The organism is Streptomyces sp. NEAU-174 (genome assembly GCF_052665095.1).
In genome coordinates this window covers 100,380-117,649 of the sequence record NZ_JBQTCE010000003.1, presented here as the reverse complement: position 1 = coordinate 117,649, position 17,270 = coordinate 100,380, and the positions used below count along the sequence as shown (strand labels likewise).

The following is a 17,270-nucleotide window of genomic DNA, read 5'->3' as shown; positions in this document are numbered from 1 at the left end:
CGCCCTCGCCCTCGACCTCGATCCGCACCCGCTGCCCCGGGCGCAGCATCCGCAGCCCCCCGGCGTCGAAGGCCGCGGTGTCGAACGGCAGCGGGGTGCCGTCGTCCAGCAGCACGCTGCCGGCGCGGGTCTCGGGGTCGTACGTATAGGCGGTTCCCTGCATGTCCGCCAGCCTAGCCCTGGTGTGGGCGCCCACGCCCAGGGCCACCGCCGCGCGCAGATCCCCGGCCGTGTCCACGTCGCGCCGCACCGAGTCCACCCCGGCCAGCTCGATCTCCCGCGCGCCCGACGCCCGGTGCCGGTCCCGCGACGGGCCCCCGAAGGCGGGCGCCAGCTCGGCGCCCGGCGCCGCGGAGAGCAGCGTGGTGCCCACCCCCGCGGCGTCCGCCAGGAAGGCGCGTGAGAAGCCGGCGGCGGCCTCGAGCACCAGGTCGAGCTCCGCTGTCCGCAGCGCCGGGAGATCGGCGTTCAGCGCCGCCACGGCGGCCTCCGGGCGCTCCCCGCGGACCGTGCGGGCGCCGTGCGCCAGCGCCGCGTTCAGCCCGAGCCCCGGGGAGTCGGGCAGGATCCGGGCGCCGAGGGCCGACAGCTCACGTCCGGCGAGCGGGTCGTCGGTGACGACGGTCACCTCCCGGACCCACCGGCTCGCCAGCGCCGCGCCCACCGTGTCCTGGGCGAACGCGAGGGCGAGCGAGGCCCGGGGGCCGTCCCCCGCGGCGTCGGAGAGCCTGGTCTTGGCCCGTGCCAAGGGCTTCAGCGGCACCACGAGGGTCCAGGTCACAGGGGCTCCGTTTCTTCCCACGGGCCTCATTCTGACCTGCTGCCCGGCTCGCCGAAGACCTGCGGGGTTACGGTGTCCTCGACAGACGGGGTGCCTGGAGCGACACTTGTGCGGCTACGGGGGACGACAGCAAGCCAGCAGGTCAGCAGGGTCCAAGAGAGGATGTTCCGAGTGTCCGGCCGCAGAATCGGCTTCTGGTACCGCATGGCAGCGGTCTTGTGCAAACCGCCGCTGGTGGTTCTGTTCAAGCGGGACTGGCACGGAATGGAGCACATTCCCGCCGACGGTGGATTTATCACCGCGATCAATCACAACTCGTATCTCGACCCGCTCTCCTACGCGCACTTCCAGTACAACACCGGAAGGGTGCCGCGCTTCCTCGCCAAGGCCGCCCTCTTCAGAGGCGGCTTCGTGGGCACCATGCTCCGCGGCACCGGCCAGATCCCCGTCTACCGCGAGTCCACCGACGCCGCCAACGCCTTCCGGTCCGCCGTGGACGCCATCAACAAGGGGGAGTGCGTGGCCTTCTACCCCGAGGGCACCCTCACCCGCGACCCCGACATGTGGCCCATGCGCGGAAAGACCGGCGCGGCGCGGGTGGCGCTGCTCACCAAGGCCCCGGTCATCCCCGTCGCCCAGTGGGGCGCCAACGAGGCCGTGCCGCCGTACGCCAAGGAGAAGCGGGTCCGCCTCTTCCCCCGCAAGACGCTCAAGGTGCACGCCGGCCCGCCGGTGGACCTGTCCGAGTTCTACGGTCAGGAGCCCACCGCCGAGGTCCTCAGGGCGGCCACCGACACCATCATGGACGCCATCACCGAGCTCCTCTCCGAGGTGCGCGGCGAACCGGCGCCCGTTCAGAGGTACGACCGGCCCACCCGGTCCGGCACCGACGGCCCGCCGCTCCCGCTGGCCGATGAGGAGAGCAAGTGACGCGCTGCGCCGTCTTCGGCACCGGCTCCTGGGGCACCGCCTTCGCGATGGTGCTCGCCGACGCGGGGTGCGAGGTGACGCTGTGGGGGCGCCGGCCCGGTGTCGTCGAGGCCATCAACACCGGCCGCGGCAATCCCGACTACTTCCCCGGGGTGCGGCTCCCCGACGGCGTGCGGGCCACCACCGACCCGGCCGAGGCCGCGGACGGCGCGGAGTTCACCGTCTTCTCCGTGCCCTCCCAGACGCTACGCGGCAACCTCTCCGACTGGGCCCCGCTGCTGGCCGCCGACACCGTGCTGGTCTCCCTGATGAAGGGGGTCGAACTCGGCACGGCCAAGCGGATGAGCGAGGTCGTCCAGGAGGTCGCCAAGGCGCCCGCGGAGCGCGTCGCGGTGCTCACCGGGCCCAACCTCGCCAAGGAGATCGCCGCCCGGCAGCCCGCCGCCTCCGTGGTGGCCTGCCCCGACGAGAGCGTGGCCCGCCGCCTCCAGACCGCCTGCCACACCGCGTACTTCCGCCCGTACACCAACACCGACGTGGTCGGCTGCGAGCTGGGCGGCGCGGTGAAGAACGTCATCGCGCTGGCCGTGGGCATCGCCGACGGCATGGGCCTCGGCGACAACACCAAGGCGTCGCTGATCACCCGCGGCCTGGCCGAAACGACCCGGCTGGGCCTGGCGATGGGCGCCGACGCGCACACCTTCGCGGGCCTGGCGGGCATGGGCGACCTGGTCGCCACCTGCTCCTCCCCGCTCTCCCGCAACCACACCTTCGGCACCAACCTGGGGCGCGGGATGACACTGGAGGAGACCATCGCGGTCACCAAGCAGACCGCGGAGGGCGTCAAGTCGTGCGAGTCGGTGCTGGATCTCGCCCGCCGCCACGACGTCGACATGCCCATCACCGAGACCGTCGTCGAGATCGTGCACGACGGCAAACAGCCCCTTGTCGCACTCAAAGAGCTGATGTCCCGCAGCGCCAAGGCCGAGCGGCACTGACGCCGCGCGGACCGCAAGGTAATCTCAACGCGATATGAGCAGCCAGACCCCTTCCCCAGGCCCTGTCCCGGCTTCCTCCGGAGGCGAGCGGCGCAAGCCGCGCGTGGCCGTCGTCTTCGGCGGCCGCAGCTCCGAGCACGCCATCTCGGTGGTCACCGCGGGCGCCGTGCTGCGCGCCATCGACCGCGAGAAGTACGACGTGCTGCCGATCGGCATCACCACGGACGGCCGTTGGGCGCTGACCGCAGACGAGCCCGAGCGGATGGCCATCGCGGACCGCGAGCTGCCCAGCGTCGAACGGCTCGCCGAGTCCAGCGAGGGCTCGGTCGTCCTCCCGGTCGACCCGGGGAACCGCGAGGTCGTCTACAGCGAGCCGGGGGCGGTGCCCAAGGCGCTGGGCGACGTCGACGTCGTCTTCCCCATGCTGCACGGCCCGTACGGCGAGGACGGCACCCTCCAGGGGCTGCTGGAGCTCTCCGGGGTGCCGTACGTGGGCGCCGGAGTGCTCGCCTCCGCCGTGGGCATGGACAAGGAGTACATGAAGCGGGTGTTCGTCTCCTTCGGGCTGCCCGTCGGCCCGTACGAGGTGATCCGCCCCCGGGCCTGGGAGCAGGAACCTTCCGCCGCCCGACAGCGGATCGTGGAGTTCGCCGAGGAGCACGGCTGGCCGCTCTTCGTGAAGCCCGCGCGGGCCGGCTCGTCCTTCGGCATCAGCAAGGTCGAGGGCCCGGCGGACCTGGACGCGGCCATCGAGGAGGCCAGGCGCCACGACCCGAAGGTCATCGTGGAGGCGCTGCTGCGCGGCCGCGAGATCGAGTGCGGGGTGCTGGAGTACGAGGACGGGCCGCGCGCCAGCGTGCCCGCCGAAATCCCGCCGGTCTCCTCCCACGCCTTCTACGACTTCGAGGCGAAGTACATCGACGCGGCGGACGGCATCGTGCCCGCGCCGCTCACCGAGGAGCAGACCCGGCGGGTCCAGGAGCTCGCGGTGGCCGCCTTCGAGGCGGCGTCCTGCGAGGGGCTGGTGCGGGCCGACTTCTTCCTGCTGGACAGCGGCGAGTTCGTGATCAACGAGATCAACACCATGCCCGGTTTCACCCCGATCTCGATGTACCCGCGCATGTGGCAGGAGAGCGGCGTGAGCTACCCCGAGCTGGTGGACCGGCTGCTGGAGGCCGCGCTGCGCCGCTCGACGGGGCTGCGCTAGGGGGTTTCCGGCGGATCTCGGCGCCTGCGGCGGGCTGCTCCCCTCCCCGCCCGTAGCCGGACGGCCGCGGCCGGGCCAGTCGCACCGGATCGCGCTAGGCCACGCCCTTCGGGACCGTCTTCTTGACGGCGCGGGCGAGGTCGAGCAGGGGGTTGATCTCGGGGGAGTACTTCCCGGGCACGGTCACCTCGACATAGGCCCGGCGCAGTACGGTGGTGAAGCGGTAGCCGTCCTTTCGCTTCTCCGGGAGCCACTCGACGCCGTTCACCTCGGCCGAATCGGTCTTGGAGCCCATCGCCTCCGGCCGGGGGACCCCGCAGCGCAGCTGCACGGCGGGGTCCCCCCACACGGCTGTGTAGTCCGAGGCGGGCTCGGCGGTGCCCCGCTTCAGCCCGTTCACGGCATCGGGCAGTTCCTTGTGCAGCGCCCGGCATATCGCGGCCGCCTGTGGGGCCGGTGTGGGAACCGCGGGCGCCTTGGTGTCGTCGGAATCCCCGGTGAAGGAGCAACCGGCTACCGGCACCAGGGCCAAGGCCACCACGGCGGACAGCGGAACGAGCCGTCGGGTGGGACTACGGTGTGCGGAATTCACCGGCCGATCATACGGGGGAGCTAGAGATGGACTACCGGGCAGGTCAGGGTACGGGTGATCCCTTCCACTTGCTGGACTTTCGCGACCACCATGCGGCCGAGCTCATCGACCGTGTCGGCCTGGGCCCGCACGATCACGTCGTAGGGGCCCGTCACGTCCTCCGCCTGTATCACCCCGGGGAGCTTGGCGATGACGTCGGCCACGGTCGAGGCCCTGCCGACCTCGGTCTGGATCAGGATGTACGCCTGTACCACGGAACCTCCAGGGCGGCTACGAGGATCATGTGGAAAGAAGGGACGCCACGGTACCGCGTCGCCATGCGGCGCGGGGAGACCCGCGCGGGGAGCGCGGCGCGGCGGAAAGCGGTCACGAGCACGAAGGGGCGATGGGATGAAGGGCACCGTGGGCGAGTTGGGGGAGTTCGGGCTCATCAGAGAGCTCACCTCCCGGCTCACCACCACCCCGGCGGTGAGGTTGGGGCCCGGTGACGATGCCGCGGTCGTGGCCGCGCCCGACCGGAGGGTCGTGGCCAGTACGGACGTCCTGCTGGAGGGCAGGCACTTCCGCCGGGACTGGTCCACCGCCTATGACGTCGGCCGTAAGGCCGCGGCCCAGAACCTGGCCGATATCGCGGCCATGGGCGCCGTGCCGACCGCCCTGCTGCTCGGCCTGGTGGTCCCCGCCGATCTGCCGGTGACCTGGCCGACCGAGCTGATGGACGGCATCCGCGACGAATGCCAGGTCGCGGGCGCGGCCGTGGTGGGCGGTGACGTCGTGCGCGGGGACACCATCACCGTGGCCATCACCGCCCTGGGCGATCTGCGCAACCACGAGCCGGTCACCCGATCCGGTGCCCAGCCAGGCGACGTCGTCGCCGTCACCGGGTGGCTCGGCTGGTCGGCGGCCGGACACGCGGTGCTCTCGCGCGGCTTCCGCTCACCGCGGGCCTTTGTCGAGGCGCACCGGCGGCCGGAGCCGCCGTACCACGCCGGTCCCGCCGCCGCCGGGCTCGGCGCGACGGCGATGACCGATGTGAGCGACGGGCTGGTGGCCGACCTCGGGCATATCGCCGAGGCCAGTAAGGTCCGCATCGATCTGCGCTCGGCGGACATCGACGTCCCCTCGCAGATGTCGGACATCGGGCAGGCGGTGGGCGTCGATCCGCTCCAGTGGGTGCTCAGCGGGGGAGAGGACCACGCGATCGTGGCCACCTTCCCGCCCGACGCCAAGCTGCCGGCCCGCTGGAAGGTGATCGGCGAGGTGCTCAACCCCTCGGCGCTGCCCCAGGTGACGGTGGACGGAGCCCCGTGGGCACATGGGGGCTGGGACCACTTCGGCGACGGTAAGGGCGCCGAGTGATGGTGCCGGGTGACGGTAAGGGCACCGGGCGGCCGTAAGGGCCCCTGGGGGACGTCTGGGGATGTCCTCGGCGCCGAGTAGATTCGGTGCCATGGCTCTACCTCCCCGCGTCCCCCGCCCCGCCCATGACGGCTCGGCGCCCGTGCGCGTCCTCACCGTCGCCGGATCGGACTCCGGCGGCGGTGCGGGCATCCAGGCCGACCTGAAGACCATGCTGGCCCTGGGCGCGCACGGCATGAGCGTGATCACGGCCGTGACGGCGCAGAACTCCCTGGGCGTCCAGGGCGCCTGGGAGCTGCCGGCCGAGGCCGTACGGGCCCAGTTCCGCAGCGTGGCCGACGACATCGGCGTCCAGGCGGTCAAGACCGGGATGCTGGCGACCGCCGAACTGGTCGAGACCGTCGCCGCGCTGCTCGCGGACGTCACCGCGCCCGTGGTCGTCGATCCGGTCGGCGTCTCCAAGCACGGTGACCCGCTGCTGGCCGCCGAGGCGCTCGACGCGGTCCGTACGAAGCTGCTGCCGACCGCGACCGTGGCCACGCCCAACCTGGACGAGGTGGCCCAGCTCACCGGCGTCCGGGTGGAGTCGGAGGACGACCAGCGACGGGCGGCCGGGGCGGTGCTGGGGCACGGCCCGCGATGGGCGCTGATCAAGGGCGGCCATCTGCCCGGCGGCGACGCGGTGGATCTGCTCACCGACGGCACCGAGGAGCACTGGCTCCGGGCGCCGCGCCAGGACAACCGCCATACGCACGGCACGGGGTGCACCCTGGCCGCTGCCGTCGCCACGTATCTGGCGGGCGGCTACGCGGTCCCCGAGGCCGTCACGGCGGCCAAGGACTACGTCACGGGCGCCATCGCGGCAGGCTTCCCCCTGGGCACGGGCATCGGCCCGGTCGACCACGGGTGGTTGTCGGAGCGGACCGGCTGAGGGCACGCGAAAGGCCGGTCCACTCCAGTGGTGGACCGGCCTGGCGTACCGGTTGTCCCGCTTGCGCGGGGAGGCCGTGCGACTAGACGACTAGCGCGAAACCTTGCCGGCCTTGATGCACGAGGTGCAGACGTTGAGCCGCTTCGGGGTACGACCGACCACAGCGCGCACCGTCTGGATGTTGGGGTTCCAACGACGGCGGGTGCGGCGGTGCGAGTGCGAGATGTTGTTGCCGAAGCCCGGCCCCTTGCCGCAGACGTCGCAGTTGGCAGCCACGGGTTACTCCAAAGACGGGTCACCCTCGCTTCCCGCGAGGAGACAGGACACTGAACGGATGCCCCGGACGTTGCCTGAATCGTGAAGGATCGGCGGCGCCTGGGGGGAATGGCCCGATTCGCATCGGGCAACCGGAGCAGCATACAACGGCCACTCCCGTACAACGAAACTATCATGGCTGCCCCGGCACCCGCCGAGGGCGGCGGCTACCCTGCGATGACGCGATGCCCACCCCCGCCCCCAGCAGCCTCCGAGGAGGACCTTTCGTGCCGCACACGCTCGATGCCGATGCGGTACGGACCTGGTGCGGGCTCGCCCTCGACGCGCTGGGCCGGGCCCGGGCGGACATCGACGCGATCAACGTCTATCCGGTCGCGGACGGGGACACCGGCACCAATCTGTATCTGACCGTCGAGTCCGCCGCCCGGGCCGTCGACGCGGCCTTCGACGGCCACGCGGCCTCGGCCGCCGCGTCCCGCCCCACCCTCGCCGATGTGGTGCGCGCCATGGCCCATGGCGCGCTGATCGGCGCGCGGGGCAACTCCGGCACGATCCTGGCGCAGCTGCTGCGCGGCATGGCGGACGTCCTGGCCGACGGCGGGCCGGACGGGAACCCGGGCGCGGGAGCGGCCCCGGACACGGGAGTGACCCTGGGCGCGGGAGCGGCCCCTGGCGAGGATGAGGCGGACGGGCTGCGGCGGGCGCTGCGGCGCGCGGTCGACCTCGCCTACCTGGCCGTCGCGCACCCCGTCGAAGGCACCGTCCTCACGGTCGCCGTGGCCGCCGCGGAGAGCGCGGAGCGCACCACGGGCGACGCCGCCACGGTGGCCCGCGCCGCGTACGAGGGCGCCCGTACGGCGCTCCAGGCCACCCCGGGCCAGCTCGACGTCCTCGCCCGCGCGGGGGTGGTCGACGCGGGCGGCTACGGCCTGGTGACGGTCCTGGGCGGGCTCGCCCAGGCGCTGTCGGGCGAGGTCCCCGCGCCGCCCGCCCCGGCCCGCCCCGGCCATGACGCCCAGGCGCCCACCGGAACGAGCGAGCAGGACGTGGCGGGCTGCTCCGCCGACGGCGCCCCGGACGGCGGACCCGCCTTCGAGGTGATCTACCTCCTGGAGGCCGGCGACACGGCCGTGACCGCCCTGAGGGAGCGGCTGGACGCCCTCGGCGACTCCCTGGTGGTCGTCGGTGGCGACGGCTTGTGGAACGTCCACGTCCATGTGGACGACGCGGGGGCGGCCGTGGAGGCGGGCATCCAGGCCGGGCGCCCGTACCGCATCCGGATCACCCACTTCGGCGGCGCCGCCGACCGTAAGGCGGGCTCGGGCGGTCCGGACCGGCCGGGCCCGGCCGTCGTCCTGCCGGATCAGTCCGGTGCCCAGGGCCCCACGGGCGGCCCGCGCGCCGAGCGCGCCCCCCGTGCCGTGGTCGCCGTCGTCCCCGGCGACGGGCTGGCCGCGCTGTGCGCCGAGGCGGGCGCGACCGCGGTCGCCACCCGCCCCGGGGAGCCGCCCGCCAGCGGTGAGCTGGTGGACGCGGTCCGCCGGGCCCGGGCCCGGGAGGTCGTGCTGCTGCCCAACGACACCGAGCTGCACCACACGGCGGCCGCGGCCGCGGCCCAGGCCCGCGCCGAGGGCGTACGGGTCGCGGTGATCCCCACCCGCTCCGCCGTCCAGGGCATCGCCGCGCTCGCCGTCCACGAGCCCGGCCGCAGCTTCGACGAGGACGTGGTCGCCATGACCTCGGCCGCGGGCGCCACCCGCTACGCGGAACTGGCCGTCGCCGAGCGCCAGTCCTGGACCATGGCCGGGGTGTGCCAGGCCGGGGACGTCCTGGGCATGATCGACGGCGATGTGGCGGTGATCGGCTCGGAGCTGGCCGCGACCGCCGAGACGGTGCTGGACCGAATGCTGGCGTCGGGCGGCGAGATGGTCACGCTGGTGCTCGGCGCGGACCTTCCGGAGGAGGTCGCCGAGCGGCTGGAGCGGCATGTGCGGGAGGGGCACTTCGCCGTCGACACGGTCGTCTACCACGGGGGTCAGCCCACCGCGCCGCTGATCATAGGCATCGAATGAGCCCGGCCGCCCGGAGCGGCCACCCGCCGAACCACCCCGCTCGTCATCCCCGATTGTCACTCCCGTGGTGTGCAATGGACGGGTGCCCGTGCTGGATGAACCCCTGAAGAAGGTCCTGGGCGGCAACACCGCGAAGGTGATGGCCGACCATCTCGACCTGCACACCGTCGGCGACCTGCTGCACCACTACCCGCGGCGGTACGCGGAGCGCGGTGAGCTGACCCGGCTGTCCGACCTGCCCCTGGACGAGCATGTGACCGTGGTGGCCCAGGTCGCCGACGCCCGGGTGCACACGTTCAACGGCGGCCGGGGCCGGCGGCTCGAGGTCACCATCACCGACGGCAGCGGCCGTCTCCAGCTGGTCTTCTTCGGCAAGGGCGTCCACAAGCCGCGTACGGAGCTCCAGCCCGGCACCCGCGCGATGTTCGCCGGGAAGGTCTCGGTCTTCAACCGCAAGCGGCAGCTGGCCCACCCCGAGTTCAAGACGCTGGGCGCGGGGAGCGGCGCGGAGGCCGTGGAGGCGTTCGCCAATCAGCTGCTGCCGCTGTACCCGGCGTGCAAGCAGATGGAGTCCTGGCAGATCCAGCAGGCCGTCGACACCGTGCTCGGCCCGGCCGGCCATGAGGAGTCCGCCCTGGCCGGGCTGATCGACCCGCTGCCCGAGAGCCTGCGCGAGGGCCGGGGACTGGCCACGCTCCCCGAGGCGCTGCGCAAGATCCACCGGCCGGGCACCAAGGCCGATATCGCGACGGCCCGGGACCGGCTGAAGTGGGACGAGGCGTTCGTCCTCCAGGTGGCGCTCGCCCGGCGGCGGCAGGCCGACGCCCAGCTGCCCGCGGCGCCCCGCAAGCCCGCCCCGGACGGGCTGCTGACCGCCTTCGACGCCCGGCTGCCGTTCACCCTCACCGAGGGCCAGCGCCGGGTCAGCGAGGAGATCTTCGCCGACCTCGCCACCGACCACCCCATGCACCGGCTGCTCCAGGGCGAGGTCGGCTCGGGCAAGACCATGGTCGCGCTGCGCGCGATGCTCGGCGTCGTGGACGCCGGGGGACAGGCGGCGATGCTCGCGCCCACCGAGGTGCTCGCCCAGCAGCACCACCGCTCGATCACCGAGATGATGGGGGAGCTGGCCGAGGGAGGGATGCTGGGCGGGGCCGAGCAGGGCACCAAGGTGGTGCTGCTCACCGGCTCCATGGGCGCCGCGGCCCGCCGTCAGGCGCTGCTGGACCTGGTCACCGGCGAGGCCGGGATCGTGATCGGCACCCATGCCCTGATCGAGGACAAGGTCCAGTTCCACGATCTGGGCCTGGTGGTCGTGGACGAGCAGCACCGCTTCGGGGTCGAGCAGCGCGACGCCCTGCGCTCCAAGGGCAAACAGCCCCCGCATCTGTTGGTGATGACGGCCACCCCGATCCCGCGCACCGTGGCCATGACCGTCTTCGGCGACCTGGAGACCTCCGTCCTGGACCAGCTGCCCTCGGGCCGTTCCCCGATCGCCTCCCACGTGGTGCCCGCCAAGGACAAGCCGCACTTCCTGACCCGCGCCTGGGAGCGGGTGCGCGAGGAGGTGGCCGCCGGCCACCAGGCCTATGTGGTGTGCCCGCGGATCGGGGACGAGGAGGACGAGGCCAAGGCGGCGAAGGGGAAGAGCCCCGAGGACGAGGCCGAGAAGCGACCGCCGCTGGCCGTCGTCGACGTCGCCGAGCAGCTGGTCAAGGGCCCGCTGAGCGATCTGCGGGTGGAGGTGCTGCACGGGCGGATGCAGCCCGAGGCCAAGGACGAGGTGATGCGCCGCTTCGCCGCGGGCGAGGTGGACGTCCTGGTCGCCACGACCGTCATCGAGGTCGGTGTGAACGTGCCCAACGCCACCGCCATGGTGATCATGGACGCCGACCGGTTCGGCGTCTCCCAGCTGCACCAGCTGCGCGGCCGCGTCGGCCGGGGCTCCGCCGCCGGGCTGTGTCTGCTGGTGACCGACATGCCCGAGGGCAGCCCCGCCCGGGCCCGGCTGGGCGCGGTCGCCGCCACGCTCGACGGCTTCGAGCTGTCCCGGATCGACCTGGAGCAGCGCCGCGAGGGCGATGTGCTCGGCCAGGCCCAGTCCGGGGTCCGCTCCTCGCTGCGGGTGCTCGCCGTCATCGACGACGAGGAGGTCATCGCGGCCGCCCGGGAGGAAGCGGCCGCGATCGTGGCCGCCGACCCGGAGCTGGCCGGATACCCGCAGCTGCGCACCGCGCTGGACGCCCTGCTGGACAAGGAGCGCGCGGAGTTCCTCGACAAGGGCTGAGCCCAGCGAGCTGAGCCCCGCGAGCTGAGCCCCGCGAAAGGAACGCGCCCGGCCACCGCCGGGCCCGTCCGAGGTGCGCGCCCGGCCACCGTCTGCCCCCGTACGCCATATCGTGGAGATGCGGCGGCCCCGCCCGGACGGGCACCGGGCGCCGCTGCCCCGACCACCGTGAAGGACGGCTCCCACCCATGACCCGCGTGATCGCCGGAGCGGCCGGCGGCCGCCGCCTGGCCGTGCCGCCGGGAAACGGCACCCGACCCACCTCGGACCGGGCGCGTGAGGGCCTGTTCTCCACCTGGGAGTCGCTGCTCGGCTCGCTGGACGGGGCCCGCGTCCTGGATCTGTACGGCGGCTCGGGCGCGGTCGGCCTGGAGGCGCTGTCCCGCGGCGCCGCCCACACGCTGCTGGTCGAGTCCGACCCGCGGGCGGCCCGCACGATCCGGCAGAACGTCCGCACCCTCGGTCTGCCCGGCGCGGAGCTGCGCACCGGCAAGGCCGAACAGACCATCGCCGGACAGGCCCCCGACACCGGCCCGTACGACGTCGTTTTCCTGGATCCGCCCTACGCGGTCACCGACGACCAAATTCGGGAGATACTCCTCACACTCCTGGTGAAGGGCTGGCTCGGGCCCCGTGCGCTGGCCACCGTTGAGCGGAGCACACGAGGTGGGGAGTTCGTGTGGCCTGCCGGATTCGAGGGGCTCAGGGCCCGTCGCTACGGGGAGGGCACGCTTTGGTACGGTCGCGCCGCCTCGACGTGCGAGGACGCGTCATGACCGGACCCGAGAGCGAGGAACTTCCGTTGCGCCGCGCAGTCTGTCCGGGGTCGTTCGACCCCGTCACCAATGGACACCTCGACATCATCGCCCGTGCCTCCAAGCTCTATGACGTCGTGTACGTCGCCGTGATGATCAACAAGTCGAAGCAGGGCCTGTTCACGGTGGACGAGCGGATCGACCTTCTCCGCCAGACCACGGAGGAGTACGGAAACGTCCAGGTGGAGGCGTTCCACGGCCTCCTGGTGGACTTCTGCAAGCAGCGGGACATCCCCGCGATCGTCAAGGGGCTGCGGGCCGTCAGCGACTTCGACTACGAGTTGCAGATGGCCCAGATGAACAACGGCCTCTCCGGCGTGGAAACGCTGTTCGTGCCCACCAACCCCACCTACAGCTTCCTCTCCTCCAGCCTGGTCAAGGAGGTCGCGGCCTGGGGCGGCGACGTCTCCCACCTGGTGCCCCCGTTGGTCCTGGAGGCGCTTGCCGAGCGGCTCGGCCGGAAGTAGCGGCTGACGGGGCGTCAGCGGCTGTCCGGGAGGCGGCCGCTGGCCGTACAGTCGTCCCGTTCGTCTCCGTATCCATCCGCATCCAGACAGTCTGCGAGCACCCACAGTGGACGTGCAGAAGAAGCTCGACGAGATCGTCGATACCGTCGGTGGCGCCCGGTCCATGCCCATGTCGGCCTCGTGCGTGGTCAACCGCGCCGAGCTGCTCGCCATGCTCGAAGAGGTGCGCGCGGCACTGCCGGACTCCCTGGCCCACGCCCAGGAGCTGATCGGCGGCCGGGACCAGATGGTCGAGGAGGCCCACCGGGAGGCCGGGCGGATCATCGAGTCCGCGCACGCCCAGCGCGCCTCGCTGATTTCGGAAACCGAGCTGGTGCGGAAGTCCCAGGAGGAGGCCGACCGGATCCTCGCCGAGGCCCGCCGGGAGGCCGAGGAGATCCGCGTCGAGGCCGACGACTACGTGGACAGCAAGCTGGCCAACTTCGAGGTCGTGCTCACCAAGACCATCGGCTCGGTCGACCGCGGCCGGGAGAAGCTGCTCGGCCGCGCCCCCGGCGCCGAGGACGGCCTCGGGCAGCCCGACGAGGGCCCGGAGCGCAGCGCCGACCCTGCCACCCTGCGGCACCGCGCGGACGAGTACGTGGACACCAAGCTGGGGGCCGTCTCGGCGGTCCTCGCCAAGACCCTGGAGGCGGTCGGCCGGGGCCGCCAGAAGCTGCTCGGGGCCCGGCCCGCCGATGAGCTCGGCGCCCATATGGCGGCCCAGGACGGGGCCGGCATGGCCCTGCGGACCACCGACGACGACTATCTGGCGGACCTGGCCCAGTCCCAGGCGGACCTCGCCCAGCCCGCCGCCCAGCCCGGCCAGGCGGCCGCCGACGCCGGGTACTACGCCGCCACCGCGGGCTACCAGCAGCAGGACGCGTACGGCTATCAGCAGGCGTACGTACAGCAGGACCCGTACGCCGCGCAGGGCGGCTATCAGCAGGACGCCTACGCCGCCTGGCAGCAACAGCAACAGCAACAGCAGCAACAGCAGCAGGCCCAGGCCCAGGGCTACGATCCGAACGCGGCCTACGTGCCCCAGCAGCCTCAGCAGCAGCCCCAGCACCAGCAGCAGCAGGGCGCCGCGCTCGACGAGACCAGCCTGTTCGACACGAGCATGATCGACCTCGATCAGCTCCGCCAGTACGAGCAGGGCCGCTGAGCGCTCCGCGGGAAGTGCTCGGGGTGCGAGAGTCCCTTCCCCACCGGGCGGATTGGGTCTACGGCAGCCTGTCCAGTATCCTGGCTCTTCGGTCGCGCGTACGTCCGCGATCTCGGCTGCCCGATTCGTAGTGGATGTTCGGGTGGCCCGCCGCAGCGTAGAAAGCAGGAAGCCCTGAACGCCCGCCTCGACCACCGTGCCCCTCTCGTGTTCGACACGCGCGAGCTGGGCCGTCGTCCCGGTGCGCTCAAAAGGGTCTCCCGCTCCGTGGTGGCGCCCAAGGGTCTCGGTATCGAGGTCATCGGGGTGCGGGAGGGCGCGACGATCGAGCTGGACCTCCGCCTTGAGTCGGTCATGGAAGGGGTGCTTGTCACAGGCACCGCCCGTGCGCCGCTCACGGGGGAGTGCGTAAGGTGTCTGGAGCCGCTGGAGCGAGAGCTCGAAGTGGACTTCCAGGAGATGTACTCCTACCCCGACGCCGACGACCGGAGCCGCGAAGCGGATACCGGCGACGACGCCGAGGAGGAGGACATGCTCTTCCTCGAGGCCGACCTGTTCGACCTCGAGCCCGTGCTGCGCGACGCGGTGGTGCTCGCACTGCCGTTGCAGCCGGTGTGCCGGGAGGACTGCCCGGGTCTGTGCGCCGATTGCGGCGCCCGGCTCGCGGACGACCCCGACCACCACCACGAGTCCGCCGACATCCGTTGGGCGGCACTGAAGGGACTCGCCGAGACCATGAGGGACGGCGAGAAGGACAACGCACCCCGCGAGCGCGGGGATGACTCACAGGAGAAGTAGCCGTGGCTGTTCCGAAGCGGAAGATGTCGCGCAGCAACACGCGCCACCGCCGGTCGCAGTGGAAGGCTGCGGTCCCCAACCTGGTGGCGTGTGAGCGCTGCCACGAGCCGAAGCAGCAGCACATCGCGTGCCCGAGCTGCGGCACCTACAACCGCCGCCAGGTCCTCGAGGTCTGATCGGCGGGTGACAGGCTCTATGTCAGACGCCACCACGCCCCCGCGCAAGCGCGGTGAAACGGCCCAGGCGGACACGGCCTCGTCTCACACGATCCTGGAAGGGCGGCTCGGGTACCAGCTCGAGTCCGCCCTTCTGGTGCGTGCGCTGACCCACCGCTCCTTCGCGTACGAGAACGGCGGGCTGCCCACCAACGAGCGGCTGGAATTCCTCGGGGATTCGGTGCTCGGCCTGGTGGTCACCGACACGCTGTACCGCATCCACCCCGACCTGCCCGAGGGCCAGCTGGCCAAGCTGCGGGCCGCGGTGGTCAACTCGCGCGCGCTCGCGGAGGTGGGCCGCGGCCTCGACCTCGGCGCCTTCATCCGGCTCGGCCGGGGCGAAGAGGGCACCGGCGGCAGGGACAAGGCTTCCATCCTGGCCGACACCCTTGAAGCGGTGATCGGCGCTGTCTATCTCGACCGGGGGCTCGACGCCGCCGCGGAGCTGGTCCACCGGCTCTTCGACCCGCTGATCGAGAAGTCCTCGAACCTCGGCGCCGGCCTGGACTGGAAGACCAGCCTCCAGGAGCTGACCGCCACCGAGGGCCTCGGGGTCCCCGAGTACCTGGTCTCCGAGACCGGTCCCGACCACGAGAAGACCTTCACGGCTGCCGCCCGCGTCGGTGGTGTCGCGTACGGCACCGGCACCGGCCGCAGCAAGAAGGAAGCCGAGCAGCAGGCGGCCGAGGCCGCCTGGCGCGCCATCCGCGCGGCTGCCGACGAGGCCCAGGCGAAGGCCAAGGCGGCCGACGCCGGAACCGCGGGCACGGCGGTGGACGGCGGAGCCGCCGCCGACGCGGCCTCCCCGGCACGCTGATCGGCCTTCCCCGACCCGCACCTTCCAGCACATCCGTAACGCCTCTCACCGCCCCCGGGCGGACGGCCCGCCGGGGCCGTTCCGCCCGGGGGCGGTGAGGGCTCGAAGGCTTCAAGGAGGCCCCCGTTGCCCGAGCTGCCCGAGGTCGAGGTGGTCCGCCGCGGACTGGAGCGCTGGGTCAGCGGCCGTACGGTCGCCGAGGTCCAGGTGCTGCACCCCCGCGCGGTCCGCCGCCACCTCGGCGGCGCGGAGGACTTCGCGGCCCGCCTCCGGGGCCGCCGCGCCGGGACCGTCCGGCGCCGCGGCAAGTACCTATGGCTGCCGTTCGACGACGGCGCGCCCGCCGAGTCCGTCCTGGCCCATCTGGGGATGAGCGGGCAGCTGCTGGTCCAGCCGGCCGGGGCGCCCGACGAGAAGCATCTGCGCGTCCGGGTCCGCTTCGCCGACGACGCGGGCACCGAGCTGCGCTTCGTCGACCAGCGCACCTTCGGCGGGCTCTCGCTGCACGACACCGTCCCCGGCGATCTGGAGGGGCTGCCGGACGTCATCGCGCACATCGCCCGCGACCCGCTGGACCCCGCCTTCGATGAAGCCGCCTTCCACCTCGCGCTGCGCCGCCGCCGCACCACGATCAAGCGCGCGCTGCTGGACCAGTCGCTGATCAGCGGGGTCGGCAACATCTACGCCGACGAGGCGCTGTGGCGCGCCCGGCTGCACTACGACCGGCCCACGGCCACCCTCACCCGGCCGCGCGCCGCCGAACTCCTGGAGCATGTGCGCGAGGTGATGACCGCCGCGCTGGCCGTCGGCGGCACCAGCTTCGACAGCCTCTATGTGAACGTGAACGGCGAGTCGGGGTACTTCGAGCGCTCCCTGGACGCCTACGGCCGGGAGGACGAGCCCTGCCGCCGCTGTGGCACCGCGATGCGCCGCCGCCCCTGGATGAACCGCTCCAGCTACTTCTGCCCGCGCTGTCAGCGCCCGCCGCGCCCGGCCACCACGGCCCGTCCGGCGTCCAGCGTGGCCGGTGCCTCGTCGCTCCCGGCGCGCGCGGTGTCGTAGCGCTCCCGGGCCGTCAGCACCTCGGGCATCCGGTCCTCGACCAGATGGATGAGGGCCAGCAGCCGCTCGGCGACCGCGCTGCCCAGCGGGGTCAGCCGGTAGTCCACCCGGGGCGGGTTGGTCGGCTGCGCCTCGCGGTGCACCAGACCGTCGCGCTCCAGCGCGTGCAGCGTCTGGGACAGCATCTTCTCGCTGACGCCGTCGACCCGCCGCCGCAGCTCGTTGAAGCGGAAGGTGCTGTCGTGGAGCGCGCTCAGGATGAGGCCGCCCCATTTGCCGGTGACGTGCTCCAGCGTGCCGCGTGAGGGGCAGGCGCGGGCGAACACGTCGAAGGCCAGGTTCTCCACGTCCACCGTGGTGGACGCCCCGCCACTGCGTTCACTGTCCATACCCACACCATACGCGCACTCAGCGCTGACTCCGGGGTCGCGCTTTCGGCTGGTGAGTGTGCTGCTC

General features: G+C 72.6%; 17 protein-coding genes and 2 pseudogenes. 14 read left to right on the top strand and 5 right to left on the bottom strand.

Annotated features, from left to right (window positions below; all coding sequences use genetic code 11):
• Positions 1 to 166: 166 nt before the first annotated feature.
• Positions 167 to 781: pseudogene (gene cofC / locus ACT2CW_RS09890) on the bottom strand (2-phospho-L-lactate guanylyltransferase); the annotation flags it as partial.
• A 171-nt stretch (positions 782 to 952) separates the two neighbouring features.
• Here cofC and ACT2CW_RS09885 point away from each other — a divergent pair.
• The 3 genes from ACT2CW_RS09885 to ACT2CW_RS09875 are packed head-to-tail and all read left to right on the top strand — an operon-like array spanning position 953 to position 3,916.
• Positions 953 to 1,711 (top strand): lysophospholipid acyltransferase family protein, encoded by a 759-nt coding sequence (locus tag ACT2CW_RS09885; RefSeq protein ID WP_256650536.1) that lies wholly within the window; start codon positions 953 to 955, stop codon positions 1,709 to 1,711.
• On the top strand, positions 1,708 to 2,709 hold the full coding sequence (locus ACT2CW_RS09880; protein WP_037948547.1) for an NAD(P)H-dependent glycerol-3-phosphate dehydrogenase: 1,002 nt from the start codon (positions 1,708 to 1,710) through the stop codon (positions 2,707 to 2,709). The genes ACT2CW_RS09885 and ACT2CW_RS09880 overlap by 4 nt, the downstream gene beginning before the upstream one ends.
• A 34-nt stretch (positions 2,710 to 2,743) precedes the next feature.
• Positions 2,744 to 3,916 carry a D-alanine--D-alanine ligase family protein gene (locus tag ACT2CW_RS09875; RefSeq protein ID WP_445516293.1) on the top strand — a complete coding sequence of 391 codons (1,173 nt, stop codon included), beginning with the start codon at positions 2,744 to 2,746 and terminating at the stop codon, positions 3,914 to 3,916.
• Positions 3,917 to 4,010: 94 nt separating this feature from the next.
• On the opposite strand, the gene ACT2CW_RS09870 is transcribed toward ACT2CW_RS09875, so the two are convergent.
• Positions 4,011 to 4,508, bottom strand: a complete 498-nt coding sequence (locus ACT2CW_RS09870) for a DUF3515 domain-containing protein (protein WP_311766901.1) — start codon at positions 4,506 to 4,508, stop codon at positions 4,011 to 4,013.
• Between the two features lie 20 nt (positions 4,509 to 4,528).
• Positions 4,529 to 4,762: an Lrp/AsnC family transcriptional regulator gene (locus ACT2CW_RS09865; RefSeq protein ID WP_037948554.1), complete on the bottom strand. Its 234-nt coding sequence runs from the start codon at positions 4,760 to 4,762 to the stop codon at positions 4,529 to 4,531.
• Between the two features lie 136 nt (positions 4,763 to 4,898).
• On the opposite strand from ACT2CW_RS09865, the gene ACT2CW_RS09860 reads away from it, so the two are divergent.
• The gene (locus ACT2CW_RS09860) at positions 4,899 to 5,867 is read left to right on the top strand and encodes a thiamine-phosphate kinase (protein WP_445516292.1); all 969 of its coding nucleotides are present in this window, start codon (positions 4,899 to 4,901) and stop codon (positions 5,865 to 5,867) included.
• Positions 5,868 to 5,958: 91 nt separating this feature from the next.
• Positions 5,959 to 6,798, top strand: coding sequence for a bifunctional hydroxymethylpyrimidine kinase/phosphomethylpyrimidine kinase (gene thiD / locus ACT2CW_RS09855; RefSeq protein ID WP_445516291.1), 840 nt, complete (start codon positions 5,959 to 5,961; stop codon positions 6,796 to 6,798).
• Between the two features lie 165 nt (positions 6,799 to 6,963).
• Here thiD and rpmB read toward each other — a convergent pair.
• Positions 6,964 to 7,074, bottom strand: a pseudogene (gene rpmB / locus ACT2CW_RS09850) (50S ribosomal protein L28); the annotation flags it as partial.
• 266 nt (positions 7,075 to 7,340) lie between these two features.
• Here rpmB and ACT2CW_RS09845 point away from each other — a divergent pair.
• The 9 genes from ACT2CW_RS09845 (at position 7,341) to mutM (ending at position 16,814) form a co-directional block, all read left to right on the top strand.
• Positions 7,341 to 9,146, top strand: a complete 1,806-nt coding sequence (locus ACT2CW_RS09845; RefSeq protein WP_445516290.1) for a DAK2 domain-containing protein — start codon at positions 7,341 to 7,343, stop codon at positions 9,144 to 9,146.
• A gap of 139 nt (positions 9,147 to 9,285) precedes the next feature.
• Complete coding sequence (gene recG, locus ACT2CW_RS09840) at positions 9,286 to 11,433, top strand: ATP-dependent DNA helicase RecG (protein ID WP_432046338.1); 2,148 nt, start codon at positions 9,286 to 9,288, stop codon at positions 11,431 to 11,433.
• A 188-nt stretch (positions 11,434 to 11,621) separates the two neighbouring features.
• A complete protein-coding gene (gene rsmD, locus ACT2CW_RS09835; protein ID WP_164431327.1) occupies positions 11,622 to 12,209 on the top strand; it encodes a 16S rRNA (guanine(966)-N(2))-methyltransferase RsmD in 588 nt (195 codons plus the stop codon).
• Complete coding sequence (coaD, locus tag ACT2CW_RS09830; protein ID WP_445516289.1) at positions 12,206 to 12,715, top strand: pantetheine-phosphate adenylyltransferase; 510 nt, start codon at positions 12,206 to 12,208, stop codon at positions 12,713 to 12,715. Before rsmD ends, coaD begins: the two co-directional genes overlap by 4 nt.
• 106 nt (positions 12,716 to 12,821) lie before the next feature.
• Complete coding sequence (locus ACT2CW_RS09825; RefSeq protein ID WP_445516288.1) at positions 12,822 to 13,922, top strand: cell division initiation protein; 1,101 nt, start codon at positions 12,822 to 12,824, stop codon at positions 13,920 to 13,922.
• A 207-nt stretch (positions 13,923 to 14,129) separates the two neighbouring features.
• Positions 14,130 to 14,720, top strand: coding sequence for a YceD family protein (locus ACT2CW_RS09820; protein ID WP_037948570.1), 591 nt, complete (start codon positions 14,130 to 14,132; stop codon positions 14,718 to 14,720).
• 2 nt (positions 14,721 to 14,722) lie between these two features.
• Positions 14,723 to 14,896 (top strand): 50S ribosomal protein L32, encoded by a 174-nt coding sequence (gene rpmF / locus ACT2CW_RS09815; protein ID WP_037948573.1) that lies wholly within the window; start codon positions 14,723 to 14,725, stop codon positions 14,894 to 14,896.
• A gap of 19 nt (positions 14,897 to 14,915) precedes the next feature.
• On the top strand, positions 14,916 to 15,752 hold the full coding sequence (gene rnc, locus ACT2CW_RS09810; protein ID WP_164431323.1) for a ribonuclease III: 837 nt from the start codon (positions 14,916 to 14,918) through the stop codon (positions 15,750 to 15,752).
• 126 nt (positions 15,753 to 15,878) lie between these two features.
• Positions 15,879 to 16,814, top strand: a complete 936-nt coding sequence (mutM, locus tag ACT2CW_RS09805) for a bifunctional DNA-formamidopyrimidine glycosylase/DNA-(apurinic or apyrimidinic site) lyase (RefSeq protein WP_445516287.1) — start codon at positions 15,879 to 15,881, stop codon at positions 16,812 to 16,814.
• On the opposite strand, the gene ACT2CW_RS09800 is transcribed toward mutM, so the two are convergent.
• Positions 16,727 to 17,203 (bottom strand): winged helix-turn-helix transcriptional regulator, encoded by a 477-nt coding sequence (locus tag ACT2CW_RS09800; protein WP_445516286.1) that lies wholly within the window; start codon positions 17,201 to 17,203, stop codon positions 16,727 to 16,729. The genes mutM and ACT2CW_RS09800 overlap by 88 nt on opposite strands.
• Positions 17,204 to 17,270 lie beyond the last annotated feature (67 nt).